Here is a 15,622-nt window from a genome sequence, read left to right on the forward strand (position 1 = left end):
AACTTGGGTATGTGATTGATTAATATAATTACTATTGCATTGGGGAGTGTAGGGGTTTGAATAATTCTTGGAATAAAGTTATATATAAAATTGGTTCTCCAATTTATGATAAGTTTTTTAATTCGGGTATCTTTTTAAATGCTCGGAAACAAATACTCCAATCAATACCATTTAGTGGAGAACAAAAAATATTATTTGTCGGTGTAGGTACGGGTGCTGATTTAGAGTTAATCAATTACTCTGACTTAGATATAACTGCAATTGATTATTCACCTGATATGCTTGGAAAGGCAAAAAAAAAGTTCAAGGATTCTACGATTAAATTTTTAGAAATGGATGCTCAAAATATGATTTTTGAAGACGAAGTATTCGACTATGTAGTAGCAAGTCTAATACTTTCAGTTGTACCAGATGCTAATAAATGTTTTCAAGAAATTACGAGAGTTTTAAAGCACGAAGGAAAAATAATTATTTTTGATAAATTTGCTCCTAAAAATAAAAAGCTTTCGTTACTAAAAGTGCTTTTAAGACCAATTATTAGCGTATTAGGAACTGATATTGGTCGAAGTTTTGAAGAAATAATTCCAAAAAATAATAAAAGTTTAAAAGTAGAAGAGGATTCACCAGTTATGATGAATGGAATGTATAGGAAAATAATAGTTGCTAAAATTCATTGATTATTGTTATTCAGCTAACGGGACACGTTAGCCCAAGAAATCACCCCCAAGTAAGGCGGTTTTCTTCAGGTTGATAATCAAAATTTAGATTTAATATAGCCTAAATAAAATGGAGTTCACATGATGAAAAACATCATGTGAACTCCATTTTGCTGTGCTATGAATATGAGCTTTATCAAAGTTTACTTTTACAATACTTGTTCAAGGAAACGAATAGCACGTTCACTTTTAGGCTTTGAGAAAAACTGTTCAGGAGTAGCTTTTTCAACTAGCAATCCTTGATCCAAGAAGTAGATCGTATCCGCAGCTTCACGTGCGAATTTCATCTCATGCGTTACGATTAGCATCGTCATCCCACTGTCTGCTAAGTCTTTAATAACATTAAGTACTTCTTTGACCATTTCTGGATCAAGTGCAGATGTAGGTTCATCGAACAACATAATTTCAGGTTCCATAGCTAGAGAGCGAGCAATAGCTACACGTTGTTTCTGACCACCCGAAAGTTTTGAAGGATAACTGTTTGCTTTGTCGGACAAGCCTACTTTAGCGAGCAGTGCCATACCTTTTTCTTGAGCTTCTGTAAGTGACATACCTTTCACTTGAGTTGGAGCAAAAGTAATATTTTGAAGTACGGTCATATGTGGGAACAGGTGAAAATGTTGAAATACCATCCCAATATTTTGTCTTATGGCAGCTACATTAGCTTTCGGAGCAGTTAGTTCATCTCCGTTAATCGAAATAAATCCACTAGTAGGAACTTCTAATAGGTTAAGACAACGTAGAAAGGTCGATTTGCCTGATCCTGATGGTCCAATTAAAGCAACAACTTCGCCTTTTCTAATCGAGGTCGTAATTCCTTTAAGTACTTGATTTTTACCAAATGATTTAGTTAATTGATCTACATTAATCACTACGACGTAATCTCCTTTCAAGCATGCGAGCTAGTGAAGTCAATACAAGAACAAGCACATAGTAGATCGCTGCAATGAGTAATAATGCCTCAAATGATCGGAAAGTAGAAGCACGAACAACATCGGCACGACGCATCAGATCGGCAACACCAATGACAGACACGAGTGATGATTCTTTTATTAATGCTACACACTCATTCACAAGCGCTGGCAATATATTACGTAATGCTTGTGGGAAGATAATCGAGATCATCATCTTACGGTATGGAATACCAAGTGCAATTGCTGCTTCACGTTGCCCTTTATCAACTGCCATAATTCCTGCACGAATTGTTTCTGATAGATAAGCTGCAGAGTTTAATCCGAAGGCAAGACCTGCTGCTAATAAAGCAGGAATATCATAACCTGTTAACTGTGGTGTAGCATAATAGATTAGCATTAATTGTACTAGCAATGGTGTTCCACGGAATATCGATGTATAGGCGGTGGCAAACCATTCTAACGGCTTAATACCAGAAATTTTGCAAAGGGATAGTAGACTTCCTAGTATAAATCCAAGGACAGCGGACACTAATGTGAATAGTAGTGTAACACCGACACCTTTCATAATATAAGGAACATAACCTTCTAATACGCTAAAATCGATCAGTTTCTTATTAACAGCTGACTCAGCATTAGCATCAGGAAACCATTTTAATAATAGCTCATCAAGCTTACCGTTTTCTTGCATTTGGGCAATAACGGTATTGAATTCAGCGACATAGGGTGATCCTTTCGGAAATGCTATCGCATATCCGTTATCGTTGCTATCAGATGGAAGGAAATTCATCTCTAGTTGGCCATTTGCATTGGTCATCTCAACGGCTACCGCATCTTCTACGATGGCGGCATCAATCCGATTAGAATTAAGCTCTTGAATAAGATCAGCGATTTTATTCAGTTTACGAACTTCGGCAGCATCTTCAACGCTATAGGCAACCGCCTCTTGTACAGAACCGAGTTGCGCTCCAATAATTTTTCCATTGAGAGATTCAATGCTGTTATAGTTCGAATCTTTTTTAGAGACAATTGTATTCCGTGCGAAATAGTACGGATCAGAAAAATCTACGCTTTGTTTTCTTTCTTCGGTAGCTGACATACCGGACATAATGAAATCAACTCGACCTGATTGCATCGCAGCGATTAGTCCACCAAAGTCCATACTAGCAATTTTTAATTCATAGCCAAGTTCGTTCAAAATATATTTGGCTATATCGATATCTAATCCAATGATTTCACCATTATTTTTGGCATCGACGCTTTCATAAGGTGGGAAATCAGGTGATGTACCCATTACTAACGTTTTTTTCGGTTGCTCAGTTGCTTCTTCAGCAAAAACAGATAGTGCAGGCCCGAAAGAAACAATTAGAAGCACCATTGTTAGGAGCGATACATATAATACGTGTAACTTATGCTTGTTCATGTTGTCCTCTCTTCTCAAAAAAATTCAATCATCCAATTATAGAGGGATAATAATGCATTGTAAATGTATAAATATAAGGTAATCCTTTTTGTGAAAGAAATGTCATAAGTAGTATGTTTCGCGGCTAATTATTTATGTATGTTACAAGAGGAGATGATAACTATGGAGCAAGATAAAGTGGTGACAAGACTATCGTTACTGATCGTTATCGCTACAATAGGTATCTATTTTCTGCATCGTCAATTTATGATTCATTCCACTGCTTATCATGTTCAAACTGATCAACGTATTACGTTATCATTAGTGTTAATTCCTGCATTGCTCTATAGTATTACTTGGGCGCTATCTAGATGGAATAAGAAAAGCGCATCTATATCATGGCTTAATATGCTGACATTAACCTTTTCAAGTATTGGAATGGTAGCAGCAGGGAATGGGATGTTGGAGTACCACTTTTCAATTTTTATGGTGCTAGCGATGATTAGTTACTATGAAAACATTAAAGTTATTCTAGTTATGACTATTATATTCGCCGTTCAACATGTGTTAGGCTTCCTTGTATTTACGGAGTATGTGTTTGGTGTTCCAGTTGGAGAGTATAGTTTAACGATGGTGTCCTATCATGCAATATTTCTAGTTGCTACTTCAGGAGCATTAACTTGGCAAATCTATCATAAGCACAAATTGCGATTAGAATTGGATGCAACGGTGAGGGAACAAGTACAATTACAAACGATTATGCAACAAATGATTGTTAGTTCTGAGCAATTATTAGAAGCATCCGAGCAGCTACACACACTCTACAACAATACACAACATGATCTTGTTCAAATTGTATCAGAAATACAGCGTATATCTAGTGATGCTGAAGCCAATAGTCAATTTTCTTCAAATGCTTCAACAGCGGTATACAATATTTCTACTGGACTTACGGATATTTCTAATAGCAATATTGACGTCGTTCAGCTTGCTAATCATATGACGTATAAAGCCGGTCAAGGGCAACAGATGATGGATTCCATTTTAAAGCAAATGGATCAATTAGATCTCGCATCAACCACTTCATCCGCTACAATTAGCAATTTGAATGAAAGATCCAATGAAGTGCAGCAGATTGCAACGTCGATAAAAGCAATTGCGAGGCAAACTCGATTACTTGCAATTAATGCGGCAATTGAAGCTGCACGAGCAGGTGAGTATGGAAAAGGGTTTGCAGTAGTAGCGAATGAGGTAGGGAAACTTGCAGATCAAAGTAGTGATGCTGCAAGTCATATTAGTAAACTTGTTAGCGAAATAGAGTTTGAGACGAATCGATCCGTAGAAGCGATGAAATCCGTTATGGATGAAGTAGAGCAAGCGGTAGAACGTATCGATAAAATGGGCCAGTTACTGCAGGAGATGATCACGTTAATCGATCAATCGGTGACAAAGTTCCATCTCGTTTCAAAATCAACAGAAAGGGTAGCAGCAAGCACCGTAGAAGCCTCTGCATCACTTATTAAAATGAGTAATTTCGCATATGAAATTAAAGAGAAGACGAAATCAGTAGCTGCCGCAACGAATCGTCAATACGATTCAAATGGTCGCTTAGCACCATTAATAAGAAAACTAACTGAAATAAGTTATAATTTAAAAAAGTAGGAGATATTCAAAATCGCTTTTACCTATTTCTATAAATGGGTAAAAGTGATTTTTTTAGTTTAAAGTGGGGGAATGATAATATGAAAAATCTATATTGTGAAGCGTATTTCCATAATTCAGCTGAACTGTACTATACTAAAGGCTATGTACTTTTGCAAAAGTTGAAGTTGCCATATGTCCATTGATATAATTTGGTTATTAGGGTGTTCTGCTCTGTATAGAAAGTGATTGAAGGAAAGCTAATGGATAAATGCATTTCAGGAGAGAAGAAAGAAGGAGTGTTTACTTGCTAAAGTTATTTCGATTCTTAAAGCCTTACACGATCACAATCATCTGTATTTTTGTGTTGATTCTGTTGCAAGCTTTATCTGATCTATATTTGCCTACTTTAATGTCAGATATCGTTAACAGAGGAATTATTAAAGGCGAAACAAGTTATATTTGGAGTATGGGTGGAGTGATGTTGCTCGTCTCCATTGGAGGAACGATCGTAGCTATATTTGCAAGCTTTTATGCATCTAAAGTTTCATCGATGTTCGGGAAGATTGTTCGGAAAAAAGTGTTTACTAAAGTTGAAGGTTTTTCACTACAAGAGTTTGATCAGGTAGGAACAGCTTCACTTATTACTCGTACAACAAATGATATAAATCAAGTCCAACAAGTGTTACTAATGATGTTAAGAATGATGGTTATGGCTCCAATGATGTGTATTGGTGGTCTAATTATGGCATTCTCGAAAGATAGTCAACTTTCATTAGTACTATTAGTCTCTATCCCAGTGTTAGTCGCTGCAATATTGTTAATTATTCGTAAAGGTATGCCATTCTTCAAAATTATGCAGAAGAAACTAGATCGTATTAATCTAGTTCTACGTGAAGGGTTAACAGGGATCCGTGTCATTAGAGCGTTTAACCGTACTAGTTATGAGCAAAAGCGATTCACGGAGTCCAATACCGATCTGATGAATACAGCTGTTAAAGTCAATCAAATTATGGCATTTATGATGCCACTAATGATGCTCATTATGAACTTATCTACGATTGGTATAGTATGGTTCGGTAGTCAACGTATTGATATGGGAGAAATGTTTGTTGGTGATCTAATGGCATTTATCCAATATGCGATGCAAATTATGTTCTCGCTTGTCATGATGTCTATGATGATCGTTATGTTACCTCGTGCACAAGTTTCAGCTACTCGTATTAATGAAGTATTGGATATAGAGCCAACGATTACAGAACGTAATTCACGTTCAGTTAATGCTAATCAGTTATTAGGTACGGTCAAATTCAACAATGTTTCATTTACATATCCTGGAGCAGAAAAACCAGCTATCGCAAACATTGATTTCGAATGTAAGCCGGGAGAAATAACGGCTATTATAGGTGGAACAGGTTCAGGTAAGTCAACCATTATTAACCTTATTGAGCGTTTCTTTGATTGTAATGAAGGTTCAATCGAATTTTCAGGTGTTAATGTGAAAGATTGGTCAATAGAACAATTAAGGAGCAATATTTCACTCGTACCTCAAAAAACAACGATTTTTAGTGGGACAATTGCTGAAAATATTCGCCAAGGAAAGCAAGATGCCTCAGATGCGGAGATTCGCGAAGCAGCAACAATTGCTCAAGCAATTGGATTTGTTGAAAAGATGGAACAAGGCTTTGAAACAATACTAGCTCAAGGTGGGACGAATATATCAGGAGGACAGAAGCAACGTCTGTCTATTGCTCGTGCACTTGTTCGACGCCCAAGTTTATACTTGTTCGACGATAGCTTCTCAGCATTAGATTATAAGACAGATTCAACGCTTAGAGCTGCTTTGAAAGAGGAAGTATCTGATGCCGCAATGATTATCGTTGCGCAACGGATTAGTACCGTGATGAATGCAGATCAGATTATCGTACTGGACGAGGGTGAACTTGTTGGTAAAGGAACTCATGCGGAATTGTTAGCGTCGTCAGACGTCTATCGTGAAATCGTTCAATCCCAGTTAACAGAGGAGGAGAGCGCATGAGTAAGAGTGAAAGAGCATCTCACACAGGTAATAGGCATGGCGGAGGTAGACCTCCGGGCGGGCCAGGTGGTGGTCCTCCAGGTATGATGATGCCAGGAGCTAAGGCGAAAAATTTCAAAGGTACATTTAAACGATTAATTCAATACTTGAAGCCGTATCAAATAAGATTGTTTATTGTATTTCTGACAGCAATATTAAGTACTATCTTTTCAATTGTAAGTCCAAGAGTATTAGGTGAGGCTACTGATATTATTTTAGATGGTTGGTTAAGCAAGGAAAAAGGTATTGCAGGTGCGGGCATTGATTTTAAAGGGATCGCGTTTATACTAGCAATATTAGCGCTTCTTTACGTCATTAGTGCGGTATTTGGATTTATTCAACAGTTTCTGATGGCTAAAGTAGCACAAAAAGTTGTATACCAGCTTAGAGAAGATGTGAATCACAAACTGGGTAGATTACCACTTAAGTTTTTTGATTCTCGTTCCAATGGTGATATTCTAAGTCGTGTCGTCAATGATGTAGATAATGTAGCAAATACATTACAACAGAGTTTAACGCAAATGATCACCTCTGTAGTAACGATTATTGGTATCATCATTATGATGTTAACGATTAGTCCTTTGTTGACGCTTATTCTCATTCTTACTTTACCGTTAAGTTTTGTTGTGATAGCAGTTGTTGCTAAGAAATCACAGCGACATTTCAAAAATCAACAGAATGAATTAGGCGATCTTAATGGTCATGTGGAAGAAATGTACACAGGACATACGATCGTAAAGGCATTTGGACGTGAGAAGGAATCAATTCAACGATTTGAAGAGATGAACGACAAGCTTTATGAATCCAGCTGGCGTGCACAATTTATGTCTGGTATTATGATGCCTTTGATGGGCTTTATCGGTAATATTGGCTATGTACTCATCTGCGTCGTCGGCGGGATTCAAGTGACAAATCAAGTCATTACAGTGGGTAATATTCAAGCATTTATTCAATATGCTAGACAATTTACTATGCCTATTACACAAACAGCTAATATTGCGAACATAATTCAATCGACAATCGCATCAGCAGAGCGTGTATTTGAATTGTTAGATGAGGTAGAAGAAGAAAAGGATATAAATCCTAACTTGAAAATAGCTAATCCACAAGGTAATGTATCATTCCAACACGTGAAGTTTGGTTATAAAGATGATGCTGTTCTTATGGAAGATTTGAATTTAGATGTGAAAAGTGGTCAGACGATTGCGATTGTTGGTCCAACAGGTGCAGGGAAAACAACGCTTGTTAATCTGTTGATGCGCTTCTACAATATTCAAGGTGGAGCAATTACAATTGATGGTAAGTCTATTGATCAATTGGAACGTTCATATGTTCGTTCATTGTTCGGTATGGTTCTACAAGATACATGGTTATTCAATGGTACAATTCGAGATAATATCGCTTATGGTCGAGATGGTGCTTCAGAAGAAGAGATTATTGCAGCGGCGAAGGCAGCTCATGCAGATCACTTTATTCGTACACTACCAGATGGCTACAATACGATTCTGAATGAAGAAGCATCGAATATTTCTTCAGGTCAGAAGCAATTACTAACGATAGCGCGTGCTATTCTCGCAGATCCATCGATGCTTATTCTAGATGAAGCAACAAGTAGTGTAGATACACGTACAGAGCTTCATATTCAGCAAGCGATGAACAATTTGATGGAAGGTAGAACAAGTTTCGTTATCGCCCATCGTCTATCGACAATTAAAGATGCGGATCTTATACTAGTTATGAATCAAGGTTCGGTAATTGAGCAAGGTTCTCATGATCAATTACTGGCAAGTGGTGGATTCTACTCTGAGTTGTATGCGAGTCAGTTTGCCAATGGAGGTTCAGCCGAAGTAGAAGATGTTCACTTGTGATCACGATGATTATGCTAACGTAGTGCATTCGACTACGAAGATGCCATTCATCGTTTGCTCCAGTGCTCGTGTACCAATTACGTACACTCCGCGCTTCGCTTCTCTAGCTTCATGGCATCTTCTTGGTGCTGACAAGCGAACGACTCCGATGCTGAGACTGCGAGTGATGCTCCGAAGTAGTGCAGAGTCGCTGACAAGCGAAGTCGCTTGTGTCGCTGCGAGATGCTTCGGAGATATAATTGAATAGATTTGAGTGATCACGCAACTTCGCTACGTGCTGACAAGTGAACGCTGCTCTGATGCTGATACTGCGAGTGATGCTCCGAAGTAGTGCAGAGTCGCTGACAAGCGAAGTCGCTTGTGTCGCTGCGAGATGCTTCGGAGATATAATTGAAAAGATTTGAGTGATCACGCAACTTCGCTACGTGCTGACAAGCGAACGCTGCTCCGATGCTGAGACTTCAAGTGATGCTCCGAAGTAGTGCAGAGTCGCTGACAAGCGAAGTCGCTTGTGCCGCTGCGAGATGCTTCGGAGATATAATTGAATAGATTTGAGTGATCACCCAACTTCGCTACGTGCTGACAAGCGAACGCTGCTCCGATGCTGAGACTTCAAGTGATGCTCCGAAGTAGTGCAGAGTCGCTGACAAGCGAAGTCGCTTGTGCCGCTGCGAGATGCTTCGGAGATATAATTGAAAAGATTTGAGTGATCACGCAACTTCGTTACGTGCTGACAAGCGAACGCTGCTCCGATGCTGAGACTTCAAGTGATGCTCCGAAGTAGTGCATTTTCGCTGACAAGCGAAGTCGCTTGTGCCGCTGCGAGATGCTTCGGAGATATAATTGAAAAGATTTGAGTGATCACGCAACTTCGTTACGTGCTGACAAGTGAACGACTCCGATGCTGAGACTTCAAGTGATGCTCCGAAGTAGTGCAGAGTCGCTGACAAGCATCTTGTGCTGCTGAGTGTTACTTTGAAGGTGACAGAACAAATTCCAGTGAACATGTAGCTTCGCTACATGTTACAACCGGATAGAACAATTTAATGATATACTGAATGAACTTACAAGACAGATTGGAGTTATTGAACATATGTATGAGGTTGAAATGGATCTGGTAGCAGATTGGATAAGCATTGTGAAGGAAGTATTTCGTGGTGGAGGTATTGTCCTTGAGGATGGTCTCACTTCAGAAGATATTGCACAAATATATTTTTTACAGAGTTTGCCTGAGGAAGAGGCTAATTCTTTAGCTCAACAAACGATACAAAAGCTGCAAGATATGGAACAAGTCATTCATTCACATTTGGAATCAACGATTGTGCCGGATATACGTCAGCGTACTGAATATGAAGGGAATCAATTTCATTTCAGTTGGGTTTTCGATCAAGGAGAACATATTGTTGAAACCCATTCGGAATATCGTATTCCATTAGCTTAGTCGGACAACTAGTTGAGCGAGCTACCATATAGCATACTCATTACAAATGCCCTTGGCAGTAGGAATTAATATCCTACCACCAAGGGCATTTTATCTGCATGTATATTAGATAGATAGCATATTCGATGCCGAATACGGTACGATAGCATTACTTCGTTATCAAAGTCTACTTATTGAACTACATCTTCCAATGAAAGTTCAAAACGTAGGCTTTCAGAACCGAGAAGATGAAGTGCTACTTTTGAAAGGAGGAAGCGCAAGTGTACGTGGTTGGTACACGCGGCCCGGACTTGCCAAGTTCGCTTCATATTCGATGCCGAATACGGTACGTTAGCATTACTTCGTTATCAAAGTCTACTTATTGAACTACATCTTCCAATGAAAGTTCAAAACGTAGGCTTTCAGAACCGAGAAGATGAAGTGCTACTTTTGAAAGGAGGAAGCGCAAGTGTACGTGGTTGGTACACGCGGCCCGGACTTGCCAAGTTCGCTTCATATTCGATGCCGAATACGGTACGTTAGCATTACTTCGTTATCAAAGTCCACTTATTGAACTACATCTACAGTAAGTGTTACTGGGCAATGATCACTGCCTAGTACCTGATCCTCAATCGTCGCTTCGATAATATGATCACTAAGCTGCTCAGAGACAAGGAAATAGTCGATTCTCCAACCGATATTACGTTCACGAACTTTTGGCATAAAGGACCACCATGAGAATTTATCTTCGACGAAAGGATGAAGATGCCGGAAACTATCGGTGAAGCCTGCTTGAAGTAAATTACTCATACAAGCTCGTTCTTCAAAAGTGAATCCTGAATTGCCTATATTAGACTTCGCGTTTTTCACATCATGATCTAGATGTGCAACATTCAGATCGCCGCAAATGATAACAGCTTTATTAGCTGCTAACTTAGTAACGTAATCTTTGAAACGTTGTTCCCACTCTAATCGATAAGGTAAACGTGCAAGGTCGCGCTTAGCGTTAGGAGTATAGACGGTCAGAACATAATAAGTATCATACTCAAGCGTTATTATTCTACCTTCATCTTCACAATCATCCTCTAAGCCATACCAGACGGAAAGCGGTTGATGCTTCGTAAAGATCGCTGTACCTGAGTAACCCTTTTTAATAGCATAATTCCAATACTGATAATAAGAGTCACCGAGGTCAAGCTCGATCTGACCTTCTTGCAACTTAATTTCTTGTAAGCAGAAAAAATCTGCCTTTTGATCGTGAAAAACATCTAGAAATCCTTTTGTAACACAGGAACGTAAACCATTTACATTCCAAGATACACACTTCAGCTTCATCTTGCTGCTCCTCAAAATCTTTAGTAATACATATTATTAGTTGATTCCACAAATACAAATAAACCTATAAGAAAGATAAAGATAATACCATATAGAAGTGTACCAACGATACTAGTAATTAGACCACTTATTGCTAATCCTTTTCCATCTTCCTGCTTACGAGCAATTTCTTTTAACGCCATAGCGTTCAATATAATTCCCGCAATACCGAAGAAGAAACCGATATATGGCGCAATAATCGCAAGGATACCAAAAATTAAACCTATAATAGATTTTGTATTTGTTTTGTTACTACGATATATTACAGTTTGTTGTTGGAGAGGGTTGTTCGGGTTGTTACCGTTCTGTGCTTGCCCATAATATTGATCTTGCCCATTGTACGGCTGCTGATTATTATAGTTAGGTGGAGATTGTTGATAGCTTTGCTGTTGTGGTTGTTGATATGGTTGAAAGTTCTGTTGGACAGGCTGTTGATATTGGTTGTTATAAGGCGGTTGTTGATTATGTCCGTTATTTACATATGTTGAATGTTGACCATTAGATTGGTCATAGCTGTTATAGCCATCAGTACCATTGCTATTAGCAGTAGGTTGGTTAGTTTGTTGATCTGATTGTTGGCTCTGAGAATCTGTTAGATCGTTGTTACCTATTGGATTTCCGTAAGGGAAATCTTTTTGATTCGACTGATCACTCATTATTTGCCTCCTTAAATTTGTTCGCAAATTTCTAACTTCTATCATAGCAAATATTCACGATGTCAACAATCAATTAGTAGCAATTAATCGTTAAGCTTTCATCGAACGCTCAATTGCGATAAGATATTACTATTGTTGTTAATTTAAAGTGACAATAGTCGAGAGAAAAAGTAATGAATTAAGCTACATTCGTAGCCAAGGAGTGGTCAGAGTGAGAAAGTTTGTACAATGGTATGCCAAATACCCCGCGATACTATTATCAATGCTTTTGTTGATAAAAATAGTTCTATTTCGGCAATTAGGCATCCATGATCTATCGCTGTGGGGTGTTGTATCTGACATAGCCGCAATGATATGTCTTATGGCATTACCTGCGATATTTTTACGCGGAAAATCGAAAGCGGTTCTACAATATATAATCGCTGGGTTGTTATCACTAATATGGTTTGCTACATCAATATACTATAGTTACTATGGAAGTATTCCAACCTATTTAACTTTGACTCATATGAATCAAGTAAGCCAAGTTAGTGAAAGTGTAACTTCAGCTATTGAACCATATATGATTTTCTATTTCGTTGATTTTATTATATTAGCATTAATGACGATGATATGGGGTAGAAAAATAGAGGTTAGGTCTCATTATTGGACGGCAACAACTAGAAAACAACGTCCGAAATTAAGAGCTTTGATTATTTTTACGTTAAGTTTAATTGTGTGCGGAACGATCGTTTTTACTGCGAGAAATATTGAAAATGAACATGCGCTTGCGAATCGATTAGGAGTAATTACTTATCAATTTGTCGTTTTAGGGCAAGGAAAGACTAATTCAGGCGGTGGAATGACTGAGAAAGAACGTGCCGAATCACAAGCACTGATTCAGGAATGGTTTGCTGATCGTGATGTATCGGATAATGCAACGTATCATGGTGTAGCTGAAGGTCGTAATTTGATCGTAGTGCAATTAGAATCTTTCCAAAATTTTGTTATCGGATTGAAGGTAGGAGATCAAGAGATTACGCCTAATTTGAACGCATTAATTAAGGATAGTTTCTATTTTCCACGAATGTATCAACAGATTGGTGAAGGAAATACATCAGATGCAGAATTTATACTGAATACAGGGGTATATCCGCTTGGAGCTCCGAATATGAGTAGCTTCGTAGGAGGAAAGGAAGTACCGAGTTTACCACGAACATTAGCTACACAGGGATATGATTCCTATACTTTTCACGTTAATGACGTATCCTTCTGGAATCGTAATGAAATGTATCCAGCTTTAGGCTTCGATAAGTACTTTGATTCGGAGAGTTTTGTAAATGATCATTTCAATAGCTTTGGTGCTTCAGATAAAGAATTCTATAGGGTTATTATGCAAGAGTTTGAACAATTCAAGAAAAAATCAGAGCCTTTTTATGCTCAACTTATTACGACATCAAGTCATCATCCGTTTATTGTTCCTAAGGAGGATCAGCATCTAGTATTACCAAGCTCTTATGCTGAAACACAGCTAGGCAATTATTTGCAGGCTATTCGCTATACGGATGAGCAACTAGGTATTTTCATTCAGCATTTAAAAGATGCAGGGATGTGGGAGCAGTCAATGATAGCTATATATGGTGATCACTCTGGCTTGCAGCCCAAAGAGAATGATCCTGATTGGGTCAGTGAGCAATTAGGAATTCCTTATCATGACACAATAAGTCGGTTGAATATTCCATTTATCCTATCCATTCCAGGGGTTGAGGGAGAAGTCATTGATACAATAGCTGGACAAGTGGATATGCTTCCAACGATTTATAATGTTTTAGGTATCGATACAAATGAACATGCTCAGGCTCTCTTCGGGACGGATCTATTGAATACAGAAACGAATATTGTTGGAACAAGATATTATATGCCAACAGGTACGTTCTTCAATGATAATGTATTATTTGTACCAGGACTTGGATTTAATGATGGAGTAGCAACTGATTTGAAAACATTTGAGAATGTTGAAGTTGGAAGTAATCTACGGTCGGACTATGATTATATAATGGAACTAATGGAAATGTCAGATCTCTATTCAAGGCAGTTACCTATGAAATAGTTATCAAGTATAGGATATGAAGGGGTGAATGGTATGGGAAATGTAACGGAGTTATTGATTACGCAATGGGTTGAGCAGCAACAAGCATATTATGAAAGTGGAGAAACTCGCAACGTTCAATTTCGAATTCAACAATTAAAGAAGTTGAAGCAAGCGATTATGAAACATGAGAACAATATACTAGAAGCATTGCATGTCGATTTGCGGAAAAGCAAAACAGAAGGATTTGCTTCGGAACTTGGGCTAGTGCTATATAGTATTTCTCACATGATCAAAAATCTTCATCGGTATGCAAAGCCTAAACGTGTTAAGACTCCGTTTCCCCTTATCGGAACTTCAAGTTATATTGTATCGGAGCCATATGGCTCGGTACTCATTATCGGTCCGTTCAACTATCCTGCTTCGCTTATATTGGAGCCGTTAGTTGCGGCAATTGCTTCTGGGAATTGTGCGATTATTAAACCTTCAGAATATACGCCGAATGTATCAGCAGCACTTAGAAATCTTATAACAGAAACATTTGATCCGCATTATGTGCGACTAGTAGAAGGTGCCCAACAAGAGACAAGTTGGCTTATTCATGCGCCTTTTGACTATATGTTCTTCACTGGAAGCACTAAAGTTGGGAAAATTGTAATGAAAGCAGCTGCTGAAAGATTAATACCCGTAACGTTAGAACTTGGTGGGAAAAGTCCAGTTATCGTTGATCATACTGCCAAAATTGAGATTGCAGCAAAAAGAGTCGTATGGGGGAAATTATTGAACAACGGTCAGACTTGCATTGCTCCAGATTACATACTTGTTCAGCAATCGATCTATGAACCGTTTATGAAATCGGTTATTGAAGCCATTCATCAGTTTTATAGTGAAAATCCGATGGAAAGCGAAGATTATGGTCGTATTGTAAGTGATCTTCATTTCTCTAGATTGAAGGCAATGTTAGAAGGTATAGATGAGCAATACATATATGGTGGGACGTATGATGAGCAACAACGCTATATTTCGCCAACATTTCTTAATGGAGGTACTTGTAAGCAACCTGTCACGCTTAAAGCGATGCAAGAAGAAGTGTTTGGACCGATCTGTACCGTTATTCAATATGATAATTTAAGTGAAGCAATAGCCTATATAAAGCAATACGATAAGCCACTTGCTTTATACGTATTTACAGAAGATAGTGCTGTTGAACAAAGAATTGTTGATTCTGTATCATTTGGTGGTGGTTGTATTAATGATACATTAAGTCATTATATCAATTATGAGCTACCATTTGGTGGTGTTGGACCATCTGGTATTGGTGCTTATCATGGTAAACATAGCTTCGAACAATTTTCCCATCGAAAAAGTATTTTGAAGCGAACAACTCTATTTGAACCGGGTATTTTGTTCCCTCCTTACAAGGAAAAATTGAAGCTTTTAAAGAAAGTATTAAAGTAGCCGGAAATTATGGAAACAATGCAACCTTTTT

At 38.2% G+C, this 15,622-nt stretch carries 11 protein-coding genes; 7 read left to right on the plus strand and 4 right to left on the minus strand.

All coding sequences use genetic code 11. The features are described from left to right. The first annotated feature begins 56 nt into the window (after positions 1-56). Positions 57-677 carry a class I SAM-dependent methyltransferase gene (locus tag NAG76_10380; protein URN96595.1) on the plus strand — a complete coding sequence of 207 codons (621 nt, stop codon included), beginning with the start codon at positions 57-59 and terminating at the stop codon, positions 675-677. 188 nt (positions 678-865) lie between these two features. On the opposite strand, the gene NAG76_10385 is transcribed toward NAG76_10380, so the two are convergent. Together NAG76_10385 and NAG76_10390 are read right to left on the minus strand one after the other, a co-directional pair. After that, complete coding sequence (locus tag NAG76_10385) at positions 866-1,588, minus strand: amino acid ABC transporter ATP-binding protein (GenBank protein URN96596.1); 723 nt, start codon at positions 1,586-1,588, stop codon at positions 866-868. Then, on the minus strand, positions 1,581-3,050 hold the full coding sequence (locus NAG76_10390) for an ABC transporter permease subunit (protein URN96597.1): 1,470 nt from the start codon (positions 3,048-3,050) through the stop codon (positions 1,581-1,583). Before NAG76_10390 ends, NAG76_10385 begins: the two co-directional genes overlap by 8 nt. A gap of 162 nt (positions 3,051-3,212) precedes the next feature. Here NAG76_10390 and NAG76_10395 point away from each other — a divergent pair, with 162 nt between their 5' ends. The 4 genes from NAG76_10395 (at position 3,213) to NAG76_10410 (ending at position 10,056) form a co-directional block, all read left to right on the plus strand. Next, positions 3,213-4,691 carry a methyl-accepting chemotaxis protein gene (locus tag NAG76_10395; GenBank protein URN96598.1) on the plus strand — a complete coding sequence of 493 codons (1,479 nt, stop codon included), beginning with the start codon at positions 3,213-3,215 and terminating at the stop codon, positions 4,689-4,691. A 286-nt stretch (positions 4,692-4,977) separates the two neighbouring features. Continuing rightward, positions 4,978-6,708 carry an ABC transporter ATP-binding protein/permease gene (locus tag NAG76_10400; protein URN96599.1) on the plus strand — a complete coding sequence of 577 codons (1,731 nt, stop codon included), beginning with the start codon at positions 4,978-4,980 and terminating at the stop codon, positions 6,706-6,708. Further along, a complete protein-coding gene (locus tag NAG76_10405; protein URN96600.1) occupies positions 6,705-8,615 on the plus strand; it encodes an ABC transporter ATP-binding protein/permease in 1,911 nt (636 codons plus the stop codon). The genes NAG76_10400 and NAG76_10405 overlap by 4 nt, the downstream gene beginning before the upstream one ends. A gap of 1,093 nt (positions 8,616-9,708) precedes the next feature. Beyond that, positions 9,709-10,056, plus strand: a complete 348-nt coding sequence (locus tag NAG76_10410) for a hypothetical protein (protein ID URN96601.1) — start codon at positions 9,709-9,711, stop codon at positions 10,054-10,056. 546 nt (positions 10,057-10,602) lie between these two features. Here NAG76_10410 and NAG76_10415 read toward each other — a convergent pair. Then, positions 10,603-11,364: an exodeoxyribonuclease III gene (locus NAG76_10415; GenBank protein URN96812.1), complete on the minus strand. Its 762-nt coding sequence runs from the start codon at positions 11,362-11,364 to the stop codon at positions 10,603-10,605. A gap of 26 nt (positions 11,365-11,390) precedes the next feature. Beyond that, complete coding sequence (locus NAG76_10420) at positions 11,391-12,065, minus strand: DUF4190 domain-containing protein (GenBank protein URN96602.1); 675 nt, start codon at positions 12,063-12,065, stop codon at positions 11,391-11,393. Between the two features lie 211 nt (positions 12,066-12,276). Between NAG76_10420 and NAG76_10425 the strand changes: the two genes are divergently transcribed. Both NAG76_10425 and NAG76_10430 read left to right on the plus strand, forming a co-directional pair. After that, on the plus strand, positions 12,277-14,154 hold the full coding sequence (locus NAG76_10425; GenBank protein ID URN96603.1) for an LTA synthase family protein: 1,878 nt from the start codon (positions 12,277-12,279) through the stop codon (positions 14,152-14,154). A gap of 33 nt (positions 14,155-14,187) precedes the next feature. Beyond that, entirely contained in the window at positions 14,188-15,591 is a 1,404-nt protein-coding gene (locus tag NAG76_10430; protein ID URN96604.1) for an aldehyde dehydrogenase, read from the plus strand. The last annotated feature ends 31 nt before the right edge of the window (positions 15,592-15,622 follow it).

It is taken from the genome of Candidatus Pristimantibacillus lignocellulolyticus, assembly GCA_023639215.1.
GTDB lineage: Bacteria > Bacillota > Bacilli > Paenibacillales > Paenibacillaceae > Pristimantibacillus > Pristimantibacillus lignocellulolyticus.

Bases quoted from the DNA above. Each gene is read 5' to 3' on its own strand.
- NAG76_10410 (URN96601.1), top strand. From the start codon at position 9,709: ATGTATGAGGTTGAAATGGATCTGGTAGCAGATTGGATAAGCATTGTG.
- NAG76_10430 (URN96604.1), top strand. From the start codon at position 14,188: ATGGGAAATGTAACGGAGTTATTGATTACGCAATGGGTTGAGCAGCAA.
- NAG76_10395 (URN96598.1), top strand. From the start codon at position 3,213: ATGGAGCAAGATAAAGTGGTGACAAGACTATCGTTACTGATCGTTATC.
- NAG76_10390 (URN96597.1), bottom strand. From the start codon at position 3,050: ATGAACAAGCATAAGTTACACGTATTATATGTATCGCTCCTAACAATG.
- NAG76_10420 (URN96602.1), bottom strand. From the start codon at position 12,065: ATGAGTGATCAGTCGAATCAAAAAGATTTCCCTTACGGAAATCCAATA.
- NAG76_10405 (URN96600.1), top strand. From the start codon at position 6,705: ATGAGTAAGAGTGAAAGAGCATCTCACACAGGTAATAGGCATGGCGGA.